Annotated in this window: 25 protein-coding genes and 1 tRNA gene; 14 read left to right on the top strand and 12 right to left on the bottom strand. The window is 62.5% G+C overall.

The annotated features are described in order from the left end of the window. Positions 1–119 precede the first annotated feature (119 nt). Positions 120–1,334: a PepSY-associated TM helix domain-containing protein gene (locus AWB78_RS01265; protein ID WP_232477582.1), complete on the top strand. Its 1,215-nt coding sequence runs from the start codon at positions 120–122 to the stop codon at positions 1,332–1,334. Between the two features lie 30 nt (positions 1,335–1,364). On the opposite strand, the gene AWB78_RS01260 is transcribed toward AWB78_RS01265, so the two are convergent. The 4 genes from AWB78_RS01260 to AWB78_RS46225 form a co-directional block, all read right to left on the bottom strand. Beyond that, positions 1,365–2,093, bottom strand: coding sequence for a PepSY-associated TM helix domain-containing protein (locus tag AWB78_RS01260; protein ID WP_062601525.1), 729 nt, complete (start codon positions 2,091–2,093; stop codon positions 1,365–1,367). 176 nt (positions 2,094–2,269) lie between these two features. Then, the gene (locus AWB78_RS01255; RefSeq protein ID WP_062601524.1) at positions 2,270–3,301 is read right to left on the bottom strand and encodes a serine/threonine protein kinase; all 1,032 of its coding nucleotides are present in this window, start codon (positions 3,299–3,301) and stop codon (positions 2,270–2,272) included. Between the two features lie 82 nt (positions 3,302–3,383). After that, positions 3,384–3,596 carry a hypothetical protein gene (locus AWB78_RS01250; RefSeq protein ID WP_008352308.1) on the bottom strand — a complete coding sequence of 71 codons (213 nt, stop codon included), beginning with the start codon at positions 3,594–3,596 and terminating at the stop codon, positions 3,384–3,386. Positions 3,597–3,667: 71 nt separating this feature from the next. Further along, positions 3,668–3,922, bottom strand: a complete 255-nt coding sequence (locus AWB78_RS46225; protein WP_157697390.1) for a hypothetical protein — start codon at positions 3,920–3,922, stop codon at positions 3,668–3,670. Positions 3,923–3,924: 2 nt separating this feature from the next. Here AWB78_RS46225 and AWB78_RS01245 point away from each other — a divergent pair, with 2 nt between their 5' ends. After that, positions 3,925–5,187, top strand: coding sequence for an MFS transporter (locus tag AWB78_RS01245; protein WP_062601523.1), 1,263 nt, complete (start codon positions 3,925–3,927; stop codon positions 5,185–5,187). Between the two features lie 226 nt (positions 5,188–5,413). Next, a complete protein-coding gene (locus tag AWB78_RS01240; protein ID WP_041730863.1) occupies positions 5,414–5,596 on the top strand; it encodes a hypothetical protein in 183 nt (60 codons plus the stop codon). A 42-nt stretch (positions 5,597–5,638) separates the two neighbouring features. Here the strand turns inward: AWB78_RS01240 and AWB78_RS01235 are convergent, their stop codons facing one another. Continuing rightward, positions 5,639–6,343: a dienelactone hydrolase family protein gene (locus AWB78_RS01235; RefSeq protein ID WP_062601522.1), complete on the bottom strand. Its 705-nt coding sequence runs from the start codon at positions 6,341–6,343 to the stop codon at positions 5,639–5,641. 542 nt (positions 6,344–6,885) lie between these two features. Here AWB78_RS01235 and AWB78_RS01230 point away from each other — a divergent pair. Next, positions 6,886–8,031, top strand: coding sequence for a branched-chain amino acid ABC transporter substrate-binding protein (locus AWB78_RS01230; protein WP_062601521.1), 1,146 nt, complete (start codon positions 6,886–6,888; stop codon positions 8,029–8,031). 61 nt (positions 8,032–8,092) lie between these two features. Here the strand turns inward: AWB78_RS01230 and AWB78_RS01225 are convergent, their stop codons facing one another. Next, the gene (locus tag AWB78_RS01225; RefSeq protein WP_062601520.1) at positions 8,093–9,316 is read right to left on the bottom strand and encodes an MFS transporter; all 1,224 of its coding nucleotides are present in this window, start codon (positions 9,314–9,316) and stop codon (positions 8,093–8,095) included. 156 nt (positions 9,317–9,472) lie between these two features. Between AWB78_RS01225 and AWB78_RS01220 the strand changes: the two genes are divergently transcribed. The 3 genes from AWB78_RS01220 to AWB78_RS01210 all read left to right on the top strand — a co-directional run bounded on the left by AWB78_RS01220 (position 9,473) and on the right by AWB78_RS01210 (position 12,215). Continuing rightward, positions 9,473–10,153: a HugZ family pyridoxamine 5'-phosphate oxidase gene (locus AWB78_RS01220; RefSeq protein WP_062601519.1), complete on the top strand. Its 681-nt coding sequence runs from the start codon at positions 9,473–9,475 to the stop codon at positions 10,151–10,153. 356 nt (positions 10,154–10,509) lie between these two features. Further along, positions 10,510–10,812, top strand: a complete 303-nt coding sequence (locus tag AWB78_RS01215) for an H-NS histone family protein (protein ID WP_062601518.1) — start codon at positions 10,510–10,512, stop codon at positions 10,810–10,812. Between the two features lie 215 nt (positions 10,813–11,027). Further along, entirely contained in the window at positions 11,028–12,215 is a 1,188-nt protein-coding gene (locus tag AWB78_RS01210; protein WP_062601517.1) for a cation diffusion facilitator family transporter, read from the top strand. Between the two features lie 10 nt (positions 12,216–12,225). Here the strand turns inward: AWB78_RS01210 and AWB78_RS01205 are convergent, their stop codons facing one another. The 3 genes from AWB78_RS01205 to AWB78_RS01195 form a co-directional block, all read right to left on the bottom strand. Beyond that, positions 12,226–12,684 (bottom strand): Lrp/AsnC family transcriptional regulator, encoded by a 459-nt coding sequence (locus tag AWB78_RS01205; protein ID WP_008352298.1) that lies wholly within the window; start codon positions 12,682–12,684, stop codon positions 12,226–12,228. Positions 12,685–12,780: 96 nt separating this feature from the next. After that, positions 12,781–13,416, bottom strand: coding sequence for a 3'-5' exonuclease family protein (locus tag AWB78_RS01200; RefSeq protein ID WP_062601516.1), 636 nt, complete (start codon positions 13,414–13,416; stop codon positions 12,781–12,783). Further along, positions 13,413–14,057, bottom strand: a complete 645-nt coding sequence (locus AWB78_RS01195) for an MBL fold metallo-hydrolase (RefSeq protein ID WP_062601515.1) — start codon at positions 14,055–14,057, stop codon at positions 13,413–13,415. Before AWB78_RS01195 ends, AWB78_RS01200 begins: the two co-directional genes overlap by 4 nt. 666 nt (positions 14,058–14,723) lie before the next feature. On the opposite strand from AWB78_RS01195, the gene AWB78_RS01190 reads away from it, so the two are divergent. Beyond that, a complete protein-coding gene (locus tag AWB78_RS01190; protein WP_062601514.1) occupies positions 14,724–15,323 on the top strand; it encodes a septal ring lytic transglycosylase RlpA family protein in 600 nt (199 codons plus the stop codon). A 55-nt stretch (positions 15,324–15,378) separates the two neighbouring features. Here the strand turns inward: AWB78_RS01190 and rsmI are convergent, their stop codons facing one another. Beyond that, a complete protein-coding gene (rsmI, locus tag AWB78_RS01185) occupies positions 15,379–16,269 on the bottom strand; it encodes a 16S rRNA (cytidine(1402)-2'-O)-methyltransferase (RefSeq protein WP_062601756.1) in 891 nt (296 codons plus the stop codon). A gap of 47 nt (positions 16,270–16,316) precedes the next feature. On the opposite strand from rsmI, the gene AWB78_RS01180 reads away from it, so the two are divergent. The 6 genes from AWB78_RS01180 (at position 16,317) to AWB78_RS01155 (ending at position 19,231) form a co-directional block, all read left to right on the top strand. Beyond that, positions 16,317–16,703, top strand: a complete 387-nt coding sequence (locus AWB78_RS01180; protein ID WP_082883213.1) for a YraN family protein — start codon at positions 16,317–16,319, stop codon at positions 16,701–16,703. Positions 16,704–16,805: 102 nt separating this feature from the next. After that, positions 16,806–17,393 carry a phosphoheptose isomerase gene (locus AWB78_RS01175; protein ID WP_062601512.1) on the top strand — a complete coding sequence of 196 codons (588 nt, stop codon included), beginning with the start codon at positions 16,806–16,808 and terminating at the stop codon, positions 17,391–17,393. Positions 17,394–17,416: 23 nt separating this feature from the next. Beyond that, positions 17,417–18,223, top strand: a complete 807-nt coding sequence (locus tag AWB78_RS01170; protein WP_062601511.1) for a BON domain-containing protein — start codon at positions 17,417–17,419, stop codon at positions 18,221–18,223. 2 nt (positions 18,224–18,225) lie between these two features. Then, positions 18,226–18,570: a c-type cytochrome gene (locus AWB78_RS01165; protein WP_062601510.1), complete on the top strand. Its 345-nt coding sequence runs from the start codon at positions 18,226–18,228 to the stop codon at positions 18,568–18,570. A 68-nt stretch (positions 18,571–18,638) separates the two neighbouring features. Beyond that, a tRNA-Ala gene (locus AWB78_RS01160) sits at positions 18,639–18,714 on the top strand. 109 nt (positions 18,715–18,823) lie between these two features. Continuing rightward, entirely contained in the window at positions 18,824–19,231 is a 408-nt protein-coding gene (locus AWB78_RS01155; RefSeq protein WP_062601509.1) for a VOC family protein, read from the top strand. 3 nt (positions 19,232–19,234) lie between these two features. On the opposite strand, the gene AWB78_RS01150 is transcribed toward AWB78_RS01155, so the two are convergent. Together AWB78_RS01150 and sap1 are read right to left on the bottom strand one after the other, a co-directional pair. After that, entirely contained in the window at positions 19,235–19,786 is a 552-nt protein-coding gene (locus AWB78_RS01150; protein WP_062601508.1) for a YaeQ family protein, read from the bottom strand. Positions 19,787–20,055: 269 nt separating this feature from the next. Then, positions 20,056–20,400 (bottom strand): surface attachment protein Sap1, encoded by a 345-nt coding sequence (gene sap1, locus AWB78_RS01145; RefSeq protein ID WP_062601507.1) that lies wholly within the window; start codon positions 20,398–20,400, stop codon positions 20,056–20,058. Positions 20,401–20,752 lie beyond the last annotated feature (352 nt).

Raw genomic sequence — 20,752 nt, 5'->3', positions numbered from 1 at the left:
ACAAAAGGCTGACGAAACGCGATCTGCGCGGATCGTCCACCTATATAATAATCGTTCTCATTTGCTCGGCCCATGCGGCTGACGCGAAGCCTTTCCCTTCAGCTCGAAATCTTCATCGAATGCCCGGCAAGTTTTTGACCGGCGATGACCGGCGCGCAGCCTCGCGCGCCGATGTATCGCCCGATTCGCGCTCGTCCGCGGACAAACGCCACATGAGCCAGCGCGCGTTGCGCATGTGGTCGATCGTGCATCGCTGGACGAGTCTCGTCTGCACGGCGTTCATGCTGCTGCTTTGTCTGACGGGCTTGCCGCTCGTGTTCGGCCATGAGCTCGACATCCTCACCGGCGATGCGATCGAAGCGCCAGAACTGCCCGCGGCGCAGGCGAATGCGCGCGCGAGCTACGACGCGGTGTTGCAAGCCGCATTGAAGGCGCACGCGGGCCACGTGCCGCAATACATGATCTGGGAGCCGGATGAACCGCTGCTGCCGATCGTCGTGACCGCGCCGCGCGCCGACACGCCGCCCGACGATACCCTCAGCACCACCGTCGACGCGCGCACCGCGCATCCGCTCGGCATGCCGCCGGGCAAGGGCTCGCTCAAGTTTGTGCTGCTCAAGCTGCACGTCGACATGTTCGCGGGCCTGTTCGGCAAGCTCTTTCTCGGCGCGATGGGCGTGGTGTTTCTCGCGGCGATCGTGTCGGGTGTGGTCGTGTATCTGCCGTTCTGGCGAAAGGTCGGGCTCGGGCGCGTGCGCCTGAAGAAGAAGCGGCGCATCGTGTGGCTCGACTGGCACAACGCAATCGGCATGCTGACGCTCGCGTGGGCGTTGCTCGTCGGCGCGACGGGGTCGATCAACACGCTCGCCGATCTGATGCTGGACGCGTGGCGCAACGATCAGCTCGCGCAGATGGTCGCGCCCTATGCGGGGCAGCCGCCGGTGGCCGTGCGCGCTTCCGTCGACGATGCCGTGACGACCGCGCGCGGCGTGGCGCCCGACATGATTCCATCGTTCGTCGCGTTTCCGGGGACGCGCTTCGCGAGCCCGCATCACTATGCCGTGTGGATGCGCGGCGACGGCATTCTCACGACGCGGATCATGCGGCCGGTGCTCGTCGATGCATCGACGGGCGCGCTCACGGATTCGCGTGAATTGCCCTGGTATCTGAAGGTTTTGCTCGGCTCGCAGCCGTTGCACTTCGGGGATTTTGGCGGGATGCCGCTCAAGATCTTCTGGGCGGCCTTCGATGTGCTGACGATCGTCGTGCTGGGGAGCGGGCTTTATCTTTGGCTCACGCGGCATAACCCGCGGAAGGGGAAGCGGGCCGCGTGAGCAGCGGCCAGGCGCGCATCGCTCGGGAAATCAGATCAACCCGCAGACAATCGCTGCGATCAGCGATGCAGCCACGATCACGACGCCCGCCGTGCGCTTCTTGTTGAGCTCGGTCCACAGCAGCACACCCGTCAGCGACAGCAGCACGATGCTGCCCGCGAACGTATCGATGAGCAGCACCCATCCCACGCTCAGACCCACGCCCTTGTGGAGATTGGTCATCATCGCGAGGAAGGTGTTTTCGGTGCGCTTCACCGACACGAAGTTGTTGCCCACCCAGTACTCCGCCATCACGCCGCCGCCGGGCGACGCCACCATCACCGACCATTGCTCGGGCTGTATCGTGCTCTTGTCGCCCCAGCCGACCGGATGCGCCGGCTCTTTGCGCGCGCGACCGAGATTGCCCTCGATCTTCAGTTCCTTCTTGAGCCACAGGCCCATGTCGCGCGGCGTCTTGAAGCCTTCGGCCGGCAGCGGTATCTGCATTTGCGAAACCTGCGGCTCGCCCGTGGATATGCGCAGCGGCGGCGCGCGATGATTCAGCAGGAAGCCCGTCGCACCAAACAGCAGGCCGAGCAGCGCGCCCCACAAACCGATCCAGCCATGCACCTTGCGCAGCCACTTCAGGAACGTCGAGCGGCGCGAGCGGTTCTTGCGCGCGAATTGCTCGGCGTCGTCGATGAGCCGCCCATGCGAACGGTAATGCTTCGGGCCGCTCGTTGCGGGCGGCTGCGGATTGAGTGTGTCGGGCGCGTTCACGCGTCTCTCCAGAATCGGGCGTTGGCAGGCAAAGCCGCGCCCCGACCGGCTAGACGCGCATGGACGCGCGGCGATCGACGAAAGGCGGGCAAATGAGAATTGTTATCATTACACGCAGCAAAGCGCTTTTCAATGCTTTGCGATTGCCTGACAGTGCGTGAGTGTGACGAAAAATTTCAAACGGGCCAGAGCGGGCCTTCCTGCATCGCGCCGACTTGCTCGCGCAATTCGAGGATGCGGTCTTCCCAGTAGCGCTGGGTGTTGAACCACGGAAACGCGGCGGGGAACGCGGGATCGTTCCAGCGGCGCGCGAGCCACGCCGAATAATGGATCAGCCGCAACGTGCGCAACGCTTCGATCAGATGCAGCTCGCGCGGATCGAACTCGCAAAAATCCTCGTAACCCGCGAGCAGATCCGTCAGCGCGCGCGACGCGTCCGCGCGACCGGCGGGCAACAGCAGCCAGAGATCCTGAATCGCGGGACCCATGCGGCTGTCGTCGAAATCGACGAAGTGCGGGCCGGCATCGGTCCATAGCACGTTGCTAGGATGACAGTCGCCGTGCAGACGCAGATGCCGCACGTCGCCGGCGCGCTCGAAGCATTGCGCGACGCCTTCGAGCGCCATAGACACGACGGTTTCCCACGCCTCGCGCACATCGGCGGGAATGAAGCCGTGCGTCATAAGATAGTCGCGCGGCTCGTAGCCGAATGTATGGATGTCGAGCGTCGGCCGCTCGCGATACGGCTCGATCGCGCCCACCGCGTGGATTCGCCCGATGAAGCGTCCGAGCCATTCGAGCGTGTCGCTGCGGTCGAGATCGGGCGCGCGTCCGCCACGCCGCTCGAAGATGGAGAAGCGAAAGCCTTCGAATTCGTGCAGCGTTTTCCCTTCGTAAGCCCGCGCCGGGACCGCCGGAATCTCGCGCGCGGTGAGGCTCGCGACGAACGCGTGCTCTTCGAGAATCGCCGCATTCGACCAGCGTTTCGGCCGATAAAACTTCGCGACGACCGGTGCGCCGTCTTCGACGCCGACCTGATAAACGCGGTTCTCGTAGCTGTTGAGCGGCAACAGGCGGCCATCGGTACGCTCGCCTGCGGGGAGCAACACGCTGTCGAGCGCGTCGAGCACGCGCTCGGGCGTGAGGCCGGAGAAGGGCGGCGCGTCGTCGGCGGGCGCGCCCTGGGAGTCGGGATGGATCGTGTTCATCCCGGCATTGTGCCGCGCCTTCGCGCGGACGGCATCAGCGCATCGACCCGGCGCGCTGTTTAACGCCGCTCATTGCTGCTTCTCAATGTACGACCGTATTCGAAGGACGCACGACGTCGCCCGTATCGATCAGGTCTTCGAGAAAGAACGGCTCCGTATTGAGCAACTTGGTCACGCCGGGCTCGCCCGCGTACCAGGCGACCATCGCCATGTCGCCGAGAATGCGCATGACGATGCCGCGCGCGCCTTGAGGCACGGCAATATGCACGGAGCGGACAATCGAACCGATTTGCATGATGAATCCCCGTTTCAACGCCGGCTGAGGATGTGACGCCGGTCAAATATATTTCACCAAGCACAGGCTTTTCACGGCTCGTGCACCAGACTTTTTCGCCGCATTTTTATTGCGGGAAGCGCGACATACGCGGCTTTCATGAACGATTGTGCTCTTACTTTAGCGCATCGCGGCGCGTCGGCGCGATGCCAATCGCCCAGTTGTGTTGCCGATCGCAGACGCATGGCAGTAATTACTCGGTGATCGTCGTCCGAAAGTGCCTCGCGCATTAAGGCAAAACCCTTAGGATCGGCGTATCGTGGAGGGTTTTTCAGCGGAGACTTCATTCGTGAACGCTTCATCGGCGCCGCAGCGCCCGAATTCCGAAGGTAGCGCAAACCGTGCCGCCGATGCCGTGCCGTATCTCGAACGCGGCTCGCGCGCTTACTGGCGCGCTTCGCTTGCGCTGCTGTTCGCCGGTTATGCGACCTTTTCGCTGCTGTATTGCGTGCAGCCGCTGCTTCCCGAGTTCACGAAGGCGTTCGGCGTCAGTCCGGCAGTCAGCGCGCTGACGGTGTCGGTGAGCACGGCCGCGCTTGCGATCGCCATTTTCATCGCGGGCTTCGTCTCGGAAAGCTGGAGCCGCCATCGGCTGATGACGATGTCGCTGCTCGCGTCGTCGGTGCTGACGGTCGTCGCCGCCGCGCTGCCGGACTGGCACGCGCTGCTCGTCGTGCGCGCGCTCGAAGGTTTCGCGCTCGGCGGCGTGCCTGCCGTTGCGATGGCTTATCTCGCCGAGGAAGTGCATCCCGAAGGGCTCGGTCTCGCGATGGGCCTCTATGTCGGCGGGACGGCCATCGGCGGCATGGCGGGGCGCGTGATCAGCGGCATCCTCGCGGATCTGTTCGGCTGGCGCGTCGCGATCGCCGGAATCGGGTTGCTCGGCCTGCTCGCCACACTCGCGTTTCGCTCGCTCCTGCCGCCATCGCGGCGCTTCAAGCCTCGACGCGGCGTCGGGTTCGCGCATCATCGTCGCTCGCTCGGCGGGCATCTGCGGCATGGCGGCTTGCCGTTTCTGTTCCTCATCGGCTTCGTGCTGATGGGCAGCTTCGTCACGCTCTATAACTACGTCGGCTATCGGCTGCTCGGTGCGCCGTTCCGGCTGAACCAGACGCAGATCGGCGCGATTTTCACCGTGTATCTGACGGGCGTCGTCGCGTCACCGTGGTCCGGCAAGCTGGCCGATGCCTTCGGGCGCGGCCGCGTGCTCATTGCGAGCCTCGTCCTGATGATGCTCGGCATCGCGCTGACCTTGTCGAGCTCGCTGGCGGTGATCATCGCGGGTATCGCGTGCCTGACCTTCGGCTTCTTCGCCGGGCATTCGGTCGCGAGCGGCTGGGTCGGGCGGCTCGCCGCGCAGGCGAAAGGGCAGGCTGCCGCGCTTTATCTTCTCGCGTATTACATCGGGTCGAGTCTGATCGGGTCCTACGGCGGTCACTTCTGGACCGCGTTCGGTTGGCCGGGCGTGGCGGGGCTGATCGGCGCGCTGCTGCTCGTCGGGCTGGCGGGCGCGGCGTGGCTCGACCGGCGCGAACGCGCTGCCGTCGCCTAATTTAGAAAGCGAATTGAAATACGACGAATCTAAGGGTTTTTACGTGCTCGCTTAATAGCGGGCGCGTCCAAGCCCTTGTTGCGCAACGATTTCGTACGTCGAGTGAGTCTCCCATCGCACGAAGATGCCCCGACGGCTCGCATCGAGCGGCCTATACTCGAATCGTCGATGCAGCTTGTCAGCGCGCGACGATCGCAGCCAGAAGCAGGACGATGGGAGACGCACTATGACGTACTTCACGATCGGCGACTTTATTCTGATCATCCCGATGGCGCTTGCGGGCGCGCTGTTTCTCGGGGCCATTCCCTGCGCGACGCACTTCAAGAACAACGTGCTGCGTGTATTCGGCGCGCTTCTGGGCGTGCTCGCCGCTTTCCTGCTCGTGGAAGGGCTGCCTGCGCTGATATAGCGAGCGCGGCACCCGACGCGCGCTCGCCCCGCGGTTCTTCTATTACAGATGCTCACCGAGGAAGGTCAGCGTTCGGCCGTGCGCGAGCGCCGATGCCTTTGCGTGGTACGACGCGCGATCGCCGCAGTTGAAGCCGTGATCGGCCTGAGCGTAAACGTATAGCTCGGAGTCCTTGCGGCCCGCGAATTTCTGACGCACGGCATCCACTGCATCGGCGGGAATGTGCGCGTCGAGTTCGCCGTAGTGGAACTGCATCGGCACCTTAACCTGATCGGCCTTGTCGAGCGCGTTCTGAATGCCGCCGCCGTAGTAGGCCACTCCGAGATCCACGGAACCTTGCGCCGCCGCGAGATACGCGAGCCGGCCGCCGAAGCAATAGCCGATCGCTGCAACCTTGCCCGTCACCTCCGGCAGCGCGCGCAGCGCCTTGGCTGCCGCGCCGACATCCGCGACCGCGGCATCCAGCTTCGTCTTTTGCAGCAGTTCCATCGCCTTCTCGCGATCCGCGCCTTCGTATCCCAGCTCGACGCGCGGCTGCGTGCGCCAGAAAACGTCCGGCGCGAGCGCGACGTAGCCATCGGCGGCGTATTGATCGGCGACGCTGCGGATGTGGCCATTCACGCCGAAGATTTCCTGCAGGATGATCACGGCGGGCCCGGTGCCCGTCTTCGGCAACGCGAGATAGCCCTGGAAGCTGCCGCCATCGGCGGGAATGTCGATCCAGCGGGAAGTCACGGATACGGTCACGGCGAAACTCCTTGTGTTTGTGCAAAGGTTGGCCGGCGAGTGTGCCAGCTTTCCCTTTCAGTCGCCCTGAAGGCCTGCGCGGAGCGTGGCACGCCGTTTGACGCGCGAGGGGATTTTAGAGGCGCCAATCTAAACGCAAGCTAAAAGCAGGCTTTAAAAAACAGGCTAATGATGTTGGGGAGCCGCGATTATCGGCGCGCGTCAGTCAAACTTGAACGAAGGCCAAACCTTTGCGTGGCCATGTCGCGGAAACCCGCATGTACAGGGCGTCTTCGCGGAAACGCCACCACAAACGGCGGCGCATCACAACTGGCCGCTAATTGGTAGTGACACCAGTATCTTAAAAAACTTCCCTAAATTAATTTGACAACCCTACACTTGCGCGCAGTGCGGACGGCGGCCGTCACAAATGGCCTGCCGGAAGGACTTGCCAAGTGCATGACGATGCATCCGGCGTGGTCGTCCACGGGACTGAGCGATCGTGATGAAAGACGGGGCACAGGGCGATTACGTTGTTTTTGGGACCGAAACTGGAGACTTACATGAACACCAAGCTTCACAAACTGTTGCCGATCAGCGCCGCAGCCGTGCTGTTCGCTACGTTGGCAACGACCGCAGCAGCCGACCAGGTCGTCAAGATCGGTCACGTCGCTCCGCTGACCGGCGGCATTGCTCACCTGGGCAAGGATAACGAAAACGGCGCGCGGCTCGCAGTCGAAGAGATCAACGCCAAGGGCCTCACGATCGGTGGCGAGAAGATCACGCTGCAACTGGACCCGCAAGATGACGCCGCCGACCCGCGTACCGCCACGCAGGTCGCGCAGAAGCTCGTCGACGACAAGGTCGTCGCGGTCGTCGGTCACCTGAACTCCGGCACGTCGATCCCGGCATCGAAGATCTACAGCGATGCGGGCATCGTCCAGATCTCCCCGTCGGCAACGAACCCGGCCTACACGCAGCAAGGCTTCAAGACGACGTACCGCGTCGTCGCGACCGATGCGCAGCAAGGCCCGGCGCTCGCCAACTACGCAGCAAAGAGCCTGAAGGTGAAGACCGTCGCCGTCGTCGACGACTCGACCGCTTACGGCCAGGGTCTCGCGAACGAGTTCGAGAAGACCGCCAAGGCGCTCGGCCTGAAGGTGATCTCGCATGACGCGACGAACGACAAGGCTGTCGACTTCCGCGCGATTCTGACCAAGATCAAGGGCGAAAACCCGGACGCCGTGATGTACGGCGGCATGGACGCAACGGGCGGCCCGTTCGCGAAGCAGGCGAAGCAGCTCGGCCTGCGCGCGAAGGTTCTCGCGGGCGACGGCGTCTGCACGGAAAAGCTGGCTGATCTCGCCGGCGACGCGACCGACAACGTCGTGTGCTCGGAAGCAGGCATGGCGCTCGAGAAGATGGAAGGCGGCGCGGCATTCGGCGCCAAGTTCCAGAAGCGCTTCGGCCAGCCGATCCAGATCTACGCGCCGTTCACGTATGACGCGGTGTATATCATCGTCGACGCGATGAAGCGCGCGAACTCGGTCGATCCGGCCAAGATCCTCGCCGCAATGCCGAACACGGACTACAAGGGCGTGATCGGCCAGACCTCCTTCGATTCGAAGGGCGATCTGAAGCACGGCGTGATCTCGCTGTACGACTACAAGAAGGGCAAGAAGACCCTGCTCGACGTCGTGAAGATGTAATTTTCTTCGGGCTTTCCGAAGTCCGGAAAAGCGCGCGGTTCCGAAAGGGCCGCGCGCTTTTTCATATCTTCAGGCGCCTGAGAATGCGCGGTCCGATCACCGTGATGATCAGGCAGCACGCCGCGACGACGCACAGGCCGATCGGCAGATTGCTGATCTGCGCGACGCCGCCGATCAGCACCGGCCCGAACAGCAGACCGAAGTACGCGAGCCCCGCAACCTGGGCCAGCCCTTCGGCCGCCGTCACGCCTTCGACGCGCGCGGCCGCCGCGAACAGCACCGGCATCATGTTCGCGAGGCCGAGGCCCATCAGCGTGAAGCCGGTCATCGTGACGATGGTGTTCGGCAGCACGAGCGCCATCACCATACCGACGAACGCGAGCCCCGCGCTGCCGAAAATCAGTTGCGGCGCGCCGAAGCGCGCGCGCACCGCGTCGCCGCCGAAGCGCCCGGCCGCCATGCCGCCGGAGAACGCCGCGTAGGCCGCGCTCGATACCGAAGGCGTGGCCTCCACGACATCGCGCATATAGACCGTGGCCCAGTCATACATCGCGCCCTCCGCAATCAGCGCGATCAGCGCGAGGCCGCCGAGCGCCCATAGCGCGCCGGAGCGCCACCGGTTCGACGACGACGCCTTCGCGTGCTCGTCGTGATGCGGCACGTGCGGCAATACCGAGGGCATCGAAACCAGAAGCACGAGCAGACTTACGCCCGAGGCGAGCGCGAGATGCGCGGCGGGCGCGAGCCCGTGCGCGAGCAGTGCGCCGCCCGCCGCCGCGCCCGCCATCCCGCCGATACTGAACATGCCGTGCAGCGACGACATGATCGGCTGCGCCAATGCCTGCTCGACCGCGCTCGCCTCGGCGTTCATCGCGACATCGAGCGTCGCCATGCCGAAGCCGAAGATCGCGAGCACGATCAGCAGCAGCCAGTACGACGGCGTCACGAGAATCAGCGAGCCGCAGAGCATCATCGTGATGCCGCCCGCCATGCAGGCGGTACGCGTGCCGGCGCGTGCGATCCATGAACCGGTAGTGAGCATCGCGAAGATGGAGCCGCCCGCGACCGCGAGGAGCGCGAACGAGAGCATGCCAGGGCTCAGCGCGAACTTGTCGCGCACGGTCGGCACGTGCACGCCCCACGACGCGTACATCATGCCCGCGATGAAGAATACGGCCATGGTCGCGTAACGGGCGCGGGCGCGCGTGGCGCGCGGAAGGCTGCGATGCAGCGCGAGCGTCGGATTGGACTCGCGGGCGGAGGAAGCGGTGGTCGAGTCGGACACGGAAGAGGCCGTTGTTGATAGGTTGCGTGAAATGCGAGAAAACGGGAGATGATGCCATCGGGCGCGAAGGCTTTCGATTCTATCGAACGGCCAGGAGACACGCTCGGACACGCTGCATTACCATCGATCGATCATTCACGAACGCACGAGGCCCGGATGCACATTCCGTCGCAAGCGCCGCTTCATCTGCTGCATCGCGTATCCGAAGGCACGCTCGCCACGCATTCGCGCGAGCCGCGCGGCTTTCCGTATCCGACGGCGCTGCCGTTCGCGCTCACCGCGCGCCATATGCCGATGCTGCTCATCAGCCATCTCGCCGAGCACACGCGCAATCTTCACGCCGACGCGCGAGCCGGCTTTCTGGTCTCGCATGCGACGGAGGGCGGCGTGCTCGAAGGACAGCGCCTGACGATGCTCGGCAGTTTTGCGCCCGCCGCGCCGGACGAAAGCGGCGATCTCGCGCGGCGCTACTTGCGCTACCACCCGGACGCGGAGCGCTATCTGGAACTCGGCGATTTCTCGTTCTGGGTGATGTCGCTGGAACGCATGCGGTATATAGGCGGTTTCGGCGCGATGGGCTGGCTTGCCGGCAGTGAACTCGATTCCCTTGAACCGCTTTCGGCCGCGGACGAGTCCGAGCTTTGCGAATATTCCGATGCTTTTCCGGAGCGTCCCGCGAATCTCAGGTTATTGGGGATAGACCGTTATGGTTGCGATTTGATGCTCGGGGGCGCTCGCAATCGTTTTGCGTTCGATTACCCCAAACCGACCTTCGAGGAATTGAAGGCGGCGCTTATCGATTGTTTTGAGCGCGAAGGCGGGGTTTTGCCTCAATAGAACGCGACCGGTGCGGCCCGAATTCGCTTGGGCTCAACGGATTTCGAATCGAACGTCGCGAAGTTGCCATCGGATGAAATTTTCGGCGCAGAGTTTATTGCGGTGTTTTCATCCGGTGCCATCGTGCAGTCTTGGGATCGATGGATCGGCGTCTTTATGTCCGCGCAGCGGCGCCCTTAAACCTCGGAATATTCGGCAATTGTTACGAAGAAAGATACTAAACTTTTATTGCGTGGCAATTCGCACATGCCGCGATAATCCGATCTGTGTTAATCTGCGTGCCAGTCCGAGGCTATACTCATAACTGAAAGCGAGCGCATCGATTCGCAAGTCAGCAAACCACTTAGGGAATTGCCATGCCTTCATACAAGGAACTCCTCGCGCAGCGCGAGTCTCTCGAACGTCAGATCGAAGAAGCAAAGTCGCGCGAATACGCCGAAGTACTTAATGAGATCAAGCAGAAAATGTCGGATTATGGCATCACGCTTCAGGAGCTGGCGGGCGGCCGGAGCGCAAAAGGCGCGAAAGCGTCGCGCAGCCGTTCCGGCGTAGCGCCGAAATATCGCGACCCGGAAAGCGGCAGCACCTGGTCGGGCCGTGGCAAGCCGCCGAAATGGATTGCCGGGCAAGATCGGGACAATTTCCTGATCGGCAAGTAATTCCGAAAGTCTCTCGGACATATTAAAAGGCCGTGTCAGTTCGACGCGGCCTTCTTCATTTGGGCGGGCATGTTTTCGGGCGCACGGCCGCGACTCCGGCGGACTAGCTGTCAGCCGCAAGTGCCTGATTCGTAAGAAATGTTGTCGGGGCGCGTAAATGTTCGTCGGCTGGACTGCTGATAAAATGCGGAAATGGCGGGCTCAATTCAAATTACATGTCGCTTTCAACAGCACAGGCGGCCGCAAAGCAGGAGGTCGCGCGAAGAACCACCTGGACAAGCATTGCGCTAAATAGCGGACTCACCGCGGCGCAACTGATCGTCGGCTTTACGGCGCACTCTCAGGCATTGATTGCGGACGGCGTCCATTCACTGGCTGATCTCGTCTCCGATTTTATCGTTCTGATTGCCAATCGACAGGCTGCCGCCGCGCCCGATGTCGATCACAACTACGGTCATAGCCGTTATGAAACGGTCGCTTCGTTATTCCTCGGCGGATTGTTGATTGTAGTCGGCGCTGGAATGTTGTGGCGCGCGGGGGAACGCATAGTCAACCTTCAGGATATTCCGCCGGTGAAAGTGGGTGCACTCGCCGTCGCGATAATCGTCCTCGTTTCGAAGGAAGCGCTCTTTCGCTATATGCTGCGCGCAGCCGAACGGGTCCGTTCCGCCATGCTCGTCGCAAACGCATGGCATGCGCGCTCGGATGCGGCATCGTCGCTTGTGGTCACGCTCGGAATTATCGGCAGTCTGGCTGGCTTCCGAATTCTGGATCCGATTGCCGCCGCGGTCGTCGGATTTTTGATCGGAAAGATGGGATGGACGTTCGCGTGGGACGCATTACAGGATCTTTCAGACCGCGCGCTCGATCAGGCGACAACCGACGATTTGCGCGGCATTTTGTTGAGCACGCCCGGCGTGCGCGAAGTTCACGAGTTGCGCACGCGGAAAATGGGCGATCTGGCCATCGTCGACGCGCATATTCTCGTCGATCCGCTCATTTCGGTTTCGGAAGGTCATTACATTGCCGAATCGGCGCGGGCGAACGTACTGGCTGATTCACGCGTGATCGATGCGCTTATTCACGTCGATCCGGAAAGCGATGCGCTCAATCCGCTGCCGGGCAACTTTCCTTTGCGCTCGACCGTGAGCGACGCGGTGCGCGCCGCGTTCGCGCAACAGGGCTTGCCGGTCGACACGTTGAATCTCCACTACCTGAGCAGCGGCTTCAATGTCGATGTCGTATTACCCGCGTCGAGCGCGAACGACTCCGTCGCCAGACTGAAGGCGATCGATTTCGATGCGCTCAGGCAGCAGATCGGCGCGCGTCAGATTCACGTGACGCAGGAAATCGGCCTCGCGCCCTCCGCGGCGTCGAAGCCCGTGATCGACACGCCCCGCTGAAAGCCGCTCTTCAGAGCGGCAATTGCGTGTCGAACTTGATTTCGCGCAGCACGACGCTCGTTCTTACCTGCGCGACGGCAGGAATCTTGAAGATGCGGTCGTGCAGAAACGCGTCATAGGCCTTGATATCCGGCGCGACGATCTTGAGGATATAGTCCGATTCGCCCGTGGTGCTATAGCACTCGGTCACTTCCGGGCAAGTGGCGATTTCGCGCTCGAACTGCTCGACGCCGCCTTCGGTATGCCGCGTCAGATGGATATGAGCGAGCGCGCAAACGTGAAGGCCGAGCTTTTCGCGGTCGAGCAGCGCGGTATAGCGCTGAATGACGCCCGATTGCTCCATGTCCTTGATGCGGCGCCAGCACGGGGTGCTGGACAAGCCGACCTGATCAGAGATTTCCTGAACGGAGCGCCGTGCGTCCAGTTGCAGAAGACGCAGGATTTTTTGTGAGAATGTATCGAGAGTCAACTGCGCCTCCGTTCGGTCGCGATTTGACTCTAATGGTAGAGGTGCCGGAAAAGAAAGGCAATGCAATGCGCCCCGCACTGAGGGAGTTTCCCTAACTCACTGGCCTGACTGCGCGGTTTTACCTTCAGTCTCGCCGTTCGGCTCGGCCGATACCTGTGCCAGCGCGGCTTGCGAGGCGCGCAGCTCCGCAAGCATGTTGCAAAAGAGCGCGCCTTGCTCGATCGCGTCGTCGAGCGCGACATGCGTATGCGGGTGCTCGTCGAACCAGTGTTTCGGCAGACGTGGCTTGATCGCCTTGCGATACGGCAGGCCGGTCATCGCGAAGGCTAGCGTCTTGATATCGAGCGCCGACCATGAAAACGGACAGCGCTCGGCGAAGCGCATCATGTACCAGAACATATAGGTGAAGTCGAAGCCCGCCGGATACGCGACGAATACCGGCTTGCCGGGCAGCGCCTCAACCCATTCGACATAGGCCGGCAGCGCGATCTCCGGTTTCTGCAGATCCTTGCGGCACGCGGCCCAGGCATCGGGCTGCGTTTTCCACCAGGCTGCCTGCACCGGATGCGGCGCCGCGCCTTCCAGCGTTTCGAGATTCGCGGAGAACGTGCCGATGAGCTGCTTGTCCGCCGTGTAAGCCGCCGATGCGAAGCTCAGCATCGAATGCGGACCGGGAATCGGGCCATCGGCTTCGACGTCGGTGCTGACATAGATTTCGGGAATCGCGTTCACGCTGCCACTCCGTCGCGTACGAACGGGTTGCTGCGCCGTTCTTCGCCAAAGGTCGACGCCGGGCCGTGGCCGGGAACGAACGTGACGTCGTCGCCGAGCGGCCATAGTTTTTCGCGGATCGAGCGGATGAGCTCCGCGTGATTGCCGCGCGGAAAATCGGTGCGGCCGATCGAGCCGGCGAACAGCACGTCGCCGACGAACGCCAGATCGTGCTCGCGGTTGAAAAACACGACGTGACCCGGCGTGTGACCGGGGCAAAAATAGACTTCCATCGATTCGTTGCCGAACTGCACGGTGTCGCCGTCGTCGAGCCAGCGCTCCGGCGTGAACGCTTCGGCATTCGAGAAGCCGAAGCGCTGCGTCTGCGCGGGCAACTGGTCGATCCAGAACGCGTCTTCGCGATGCGGTCCTTCTATTGGTACGCCGTAGTGGTCGGCCAGCGCCCTGGCACCGCCGCAATGATCGAGATGACCGTGCGTCAGAAGAATCTTTTCGACAGTCACGCCCTGACGCTCCGCCTCCGCGATGATGCGATCGATGTCGCCGCCCGGGTCTACGATGGCGGCGCGCTTCGTCGCCTCGCAGATCACGATGGAGCAGTTTTGTTGAAAGGGCGTCACGGGAACGAGAATGACTTTCATATGACTGTCGTGGATGCAGCTCGGCCTGTAAAAACGTTCATTGTACCGGTGCCGAAACAAGCGCGACGGCAACGGCCGCGTGCTCCGGAATGCGCGAAAACCCGGCAATTCTTACGCTCATAGCGAAAATCAATGACGATTTGCGGGGTCGGACGAGCCGGACCTGGGTTTTTTTGTATAATGGACCTACTTGTGCATGGATCTAACCATGCCGTCAACAGGCGAGTGGCGAAACGCTAGTGCGTTTTTACAATCGCCGTCAGTACGCTGTTGGGGGCCAAAAGCCTCGCAATTGCAACTCAAGCACCATCAGTAGGTGCACACGTCTTGTCCGGCCAGACGCCGCGCGTCTGTGAGATGGCCTTCGCTGCCGTCATGCCGGATGGGGCCTACGCCGCCGTTCCTGCGCTCACTTTGAGTTTTCAAAGCGCACGAACGTGATGCCACGTTCGATGGCGGCATGTGGGGTCTGGTCAGGCTGCCGGGGACAGGTTGCGCCAGACGTGAACAATAACCGGGCGTTTGCGGCACGAGTACGCCGCGTCCGAGCACAGTTCGCCGTTCGCTTGACCGAGCGGCGTTCTGCTTTGCGCGGAAAAGCCTCGAGCAGCCTTGCGCGCGCCGACCAGCGCAGCGCGGCCGCTCCTTTATCGTTGAAACACGTCTATGAATGCTCGATTTATTCGACATGTCGGGAGCCTGCTAGCAGTTGGTGTGCTGGCCGGTTGCGCCGCGCCGGGTTCGGGCGATGTCGCATCCAATCCTCAGACGCCGAACTCCCTCAGCACGAGCAGTGCCCGTTCGATGGTGCCGCTCGCATTCGACTCGCACCTCTCCTCGGTGCCGGCCGACAAGCCAGCGCAGTCGCTCTCGGACGCCGAGCCGATCACGTCCGGACCGAACGTCGGCGAGTTCGAACAGAAAGGCAAGGCATCGTGGTATGGCCGCATGTTCCATGGTCGCAAGACCGCGAGCGGCGAGAAGTTCAACATGAACGCGATGACCGCGGCGCATCGCACGCTGCCGCTCGCGTCGTGGGTTCGCGTGACGAACGAGTCCAACCACAAGACAGTGGTCGTGAAGATCAACGACCGCGGTCCTTATGTGCGCGGCCGCGTGATCGACTTGTCGTACGCTGCCGCGGCGGCGCTCGGCATGCGCGGCGCCGGCACGCAGAAGGTGAAGATCGAAGGCCTCACGCAGCAGGAAGCGCGTGCGGCGCGTGAAGAGCAGGCTCAGTCGCTCGCCGACGACAACGTGAACTGATTCCGCCTCGCGCTTTGCATCACCAAGACGGGCCGTCCTCGCGACGGCCCGTTTTTTATTCTTCTTCGCTTTCGTCCCTCTTGGCGAGCTTCAGCGCGCGCTCGTAGAGCGCGTTGCGCGACGCGCCCGTCAACGTCGCGGCGATGCGCGCCGCGCTCTTCACCGACAGCTCTTCCAGCAGCGTCGAAAGCAGCGCGTCATGCGCATCCTCGGTGTCTTGTGTCTCGGGCGCGCCTTCCACCACCAGAACGAATTCGCCGCGCTGGCGATTCGCATCGCCTTCGAGCCACGTTGGCCCTTCGGCCAGGGTGCAGCGATGCAGGCTCTCATGTAACTTCGTCAGCTCGCGGGCGATCAGCATCTGCCGGTCGCCGCCGAAAGCGTCGGCGAGCGCGCGCGCGGTGTCGACGATGCGATGCGGCGCTTCGTAGAAAACCAGCGCCATCGGATGATTCGCGAGCGTGCGCAGTTGCGCGGCGCGCTGCTTGGGCTTGGTCGGCAGGAAGCCGATGAACGAGAAGCCGCTCACCCAGGCGCCCGCCGCGCTCAGTGCGGTCGTGAGCGCGCTCGCGCCCGGCAGTGGAATGACGGGCAATCCTGCTTCGCGCACGGCGTCGACGAGACGCGCGCCGGGATCGGAAATGCCGGGCGTGCCCGCATCCGATACACACGCGATGCGCTCGCCGTTTTTCAGATGCTCGATCACGCGCTCCGCGGCGCTGCGCTCGTTGTGCTCGTGCACCGCGATCGACGGCTTCGAGATGCCGTAGCGCGCGAGCAGTTGCGCGGTGTTGCGCGTGTCCTCGGCGGCGATGCGATCCGCGAGTTCGAGCACATGCAGCGCGCGTACGGTGATATCGGCCGCATTGCCGATGGGCGTCGCGACGACATAGAGCGCGCCCGTCGGATAGTGCTGCCCGGCGGCGAGTTCGGAGATCTGAAGCATGAGCGCGGGCGTCGAAGGAAAGGACGTCATTTTGCCATGCGCGATCCGTGCTGCCAGTCGACAACTTTTATGGAGAAGCCTTGTCCAAAACGCTCGGCGATACATTCGAGTCGCACGCGCTCGAGTTCCTGCAGCGGCAACGCATGCGCCTCGTCGCACGCAACGTGACGTGCCGCGGCGGCGAGCTCGATCTCGTCATGCTCGATAAGCACGGCGCGCTCGTGTTCGTCGAAGTGCGGGCGAGAAGGAGCGCGCGTTTCGCGAACGCCGCCGCGAGCGTCGATGCGAGAAAGCGCGCGCGCTTGGTGCACGCCGCGCAGCACTTTCTCGCGACATGGCGCGGCGCGTTGCCTGCGTGCCGCTTCGATATCGTCGCGTTCGATGCGGGCCGCATCCACTGGATGCCCGATGCGTTTCGCGCCGACGAAGCATGAGTGCGGTTCGCCGCATGATGCATGCGGTAAACTGCGCAACAACCGACGCTTCGAGCGTCATGCCATAGACCGCCGCGCGCCGCGGCCGATGATCGAGAGTCGATGTCAGTCGAACGTATTCAACAGCAATTCCGCGACAGCGCGGCACTCAAACTCGAAGCACTCGATGCGCTGACGGTGCCGATCGCGGCCGCCGTCGATACGCTCTTCGGCGCACTCGCCAACGGCAACAAGATTCTCGTCTGCGGCAATGGCGGCTCCGCTGCCGACGCGCAACGCTTCGCGGCGCAACTGATCGGCCGCTTCGAGCGTGAGCGTCCGGGCTTGCCGGCCATCGCGCTCACGACGGATACATCGATTCTCACGGCGATCGGCAACGACTATGCATTCGAGCAGATCTTCTCGAATCAGGTCCGCGCGTTGGGACAGGCGGGCGACGTGCTGCTTGCGATCAGCACGTCGGGGAACTCGGTCAATGTGCTCGCGGCGATTCAGGAAGCACACGGTCGCGAGATGATCGTGATCGCGCTGTCGGGCAAGGGCGGCGGCGTGATGTCCGAAGTGCTCGCCGAAACCGACATTCACATCTGCGTGCCGTCCGACCGGACCGCGCGCATTCAGGAAGTCCATCTGCTGACCATTCACTGTCTGTGCGACGGCATCGATGCGATGCTGCTCGGAGACGACTGAAACTGAAAGGGGGAACGGAGTTGATGAACAAGACACGCGTCAAGGCGACGCTGGCCCAAGCCACGCTCGTGGTGAGCATGTTGTCGGGAGTCGCATTGACGTTGCAGGGCTGTGCGCTCGCGGTCGTCGGCGCGGCGGCAGGCGGCACCCTGATCGCCACGGACCGCCGCACGCTCGGCGCGCAGACCGAAGACCGCGAGATCCAGGTGAAGGCGCTTTCGCGGATCAACGAGAATCTGCCCGATACGGCGCATGTCAACGTGACCGTGTTCAACCGTCGCGTGCTGCTGACCGGTGAAGTGCCCGACGACGCGTCGAAGCAGAAGGCCGAGGCGGTCACGCGCGATATCAACAACGTCGGCAGCATCGTGAACGAACTGGCGGTTCAGGGCGCGAGCTCGATCTCGTCGCGCGCGAACGATTCGTATCTCGAAGGCCGCGTGAAGACCGCGATGGTGGGCGAGACGGACTTGCGCGCGAACTACTACAAGGTCGTGAGCGAGCGGGGCGTCATCTATCTGATGGGACTCGTCACGCAGGATGAAGGCGCGCATGGTGCCGATGTCGCCGCGCGCACCGCGGGCGTCGAGCAGGTCGTGAAGGTGTTCCAGTACATCAAGCCGGAAGAGGCGCAGGCGCTGGAAGCGGCGGCCGCATCCGATGCGAGCGCGGTGTCCGCCGCGAGCGCGCCGGCGCCGGCCGAAGCGACGGTCGGCGCGGTGCCGGATTCGGGTGTGACGTCGCGTCCGCTGGATATGCAGTCGCCCGCGCCCGTGAAGAGCTCGGATGTGCATCCGGGCAATCCGAGTCCGGCAAAGGCGGTGAAGTGAGCATGTTGCGTGTGATTATCGGCGCGGTGCTCGTCGCCGCATCTTTGGCTGCGTCCGCTGGGGAGCAGCCTGTCTCTTCCGAGAACGCGAATGCGATGGCGATCGCGCGAGGCAATGCTTGCATGGGCTGTCACGCGATCGATCGGAAGCTCGTGGGGCCGTCGTTTCAACAGGTCGCGGAGAAGTACAAGGGCCAGCCTCAGGCGAACGCTCAACTCGAAAAGAAAGTGAAGAACGGCGGCGCGGGCGTGTGGGGCCCGATTCCGATGCCGTCGCATCCCAGGATGAGCGATGCGGATATCAAGACCGTCGTCGCATGGATTTTGACCGGGGCGCAGCAGAAGTAAGCGGCACTGAATCGTCCTTTTGAGGCTTGCGTAGGCGCGAATTTGCTGTGGTACAATTTTAATTCGTTGGGGGGGTAGCTCAGCTGGGAGAGCGTCGCGTTCGCAATGCGAAGGTCGGGAGTTCGATCCTCCTCCTCTCCACCACGAATCCAAAGGGCTTGGCTCAAACCCCAAGCCCTTTTTCATTCCCCGCCCACCAGCATCGTCTCCCCGCCGCGCTACACTGACCTCTCACATCGATCGTGAGAGAAACATGCACTTCAACATCCGCGAAATCGATCACGTCGTGATTCGCTGCGGCGATCTCGACAACATGGTGCATTTCTATCGCACCGTGCTCGGCTGTCCGGTCGAGAAGGAGCAGCGCGATCTTGGTCTCGTGCAGATGCGCGCCGGCCGCTCGCTGATCGATCTATTGGCCGTCGGCGCGAAGATCGATCGGCCGGAGAGCGGCCAGCCGGGCGCTGGCCGCAACATGGATCATTTGTGCGTGCGCGTCGAGCCGTTCGATGCGCACGCGCTGCGCGAGCACCTCGAAAAGCATGGCGCACGCATCGGCGAGGAGGCGCGGCGTTATGGCGCCGAAGGCTTCGGCCCGTCGCTTTATCTGTTCGATCCCGAAGGCAACATGATCGAACTCAAAGGCCCGCCAGAAGCGTGAATGTCAGGCCGCGCCGGCCTTGAGCACGTTCCAGCGGATAGCGACAGGGTCGACAATCTCGCTACCCAGCGACGCATCGTGGTCCTGCACCATCAGTTGCAAACGCATCGTCCGTTCGGCCAGCTTGCCGAGCGCTTCGGCGACGCCATCCGCGAGCGACCAGACCGTCACGTTCTGCAGACGTTCGACCTTGCCCTTCACGCCGTTCCACCAGATGTCCGCCGTCTTCCCGGCGTAAGCGATGACGATCACGCGCTCCGAACGGCCGCTCGCCTTAGATATGCGGCGTTCGTCGGGCTGGCCGACTTCGATCCAGGTCTGAATCTGCCCGGTGAGATCCTTCTGCCATAGATCAGGCTCGTCGGTATCGGAAAGTCCCTTGCAGAACTCGAGGCGCTCGTCGGCGAAGAGCCCGAACGCGGCGACGCGCACCATCATCCGTTCGTCGGTTTCCGACGGATGACGTGCGATGGTCAGGGAGTGGTCGCCGTAGTAGTGGCGATCCATGTCGGCGATCTGGAGGTCAGCCTTGTAAATCGTGGATTTGAGAGCCATTCAGCATCGGACGCCGGTTCGTCGGCCGGCGGAAAAGGATTGTCGATGCGACGCGATCTATCGCGCGCGAAACCGACATTGTGCGGCGAATCGATGCGAATGTGGAAGACGGCAGGACGCGCGCGATCATCGGGCGAACGCGGCGCACAAAGAACGGCAAGGATACGCAGTCGGATTTATGCCGACGATTAGTTCGCGCATAAACCGAAGCGCCGGCGCGACTCAAAAATCGCGCCGGAATGCCGGAGCACTAAAATCCGGATAGCCGCTTATTGCTCGATAAAGCGATCGGCGGTCCACATGCCTTGCGTATCGCTATTGGCGGCGTTGACGAATTCGACGTCATGGCCCACCACGCGAATCACGCGAAAATGCGATTCGACAGGCGTCGAAATGCATTCGAAGCCCTCGAAAAATTGCTGCATTTTCTGGTGCTCGCCGGCTTTTGCATGCTGGTCAGCCGAATCGAACTTGTCCTTCGACAAGCAGCCATACGAGTTCGGTCGGAAAGTGAAGGTCTGATGAGGCTGAATAACGCTGTCCTGGGCTTGCGCTGCGGATACGACTGCAAATAAACCCATCGTCGCGAAGAGAACAGTGGCGCGTTTCTTCATCTATATAGCCTCCAAACGAAACCGTTTCGAAATTAGCTATGTATTTAAAAGCGGATAACCGCAAAAGTCATGCTAGTTGAGTTAGGCAAACTTGCAAGCAGAAGTCGTGTGCAATCGCAACACGTCAGAATGTCGCACCGCTTTTTTCGGACTCACGGCAAAACAGTCAGCGGATAAAAAGCGTCGAATTCGCGCGTCGGGCGAAATGAAAGCGTGCGTTTCTACTCGCGATGCTGCGACAATTTGCCCTGTGTCGATTCTGCTGCGCCGCATCAGATGCACCTGCGCGGAGGCCAACGCTTCTTGAGCGCGGTGCGACGCCGTCAAGCTGGCCGAACGGCCTATTGCAAGG

It is taken from the genome of Caballeronia calidae (assembly GCF_900044055.2).
In the GTDB taxonomy this organism is placed as follows: Bacteria; Pseudomonadota; Gammaproteobacteria; order Burkholderiales; family Burkholderiaceae; genus Caballeronia; species Caballeronia calidae.
The sequence above is the reverse complement of the archived record's forward strand: the minus strand, read 5'-3'. Positions and strand labels throughout refer to the sequence as shown.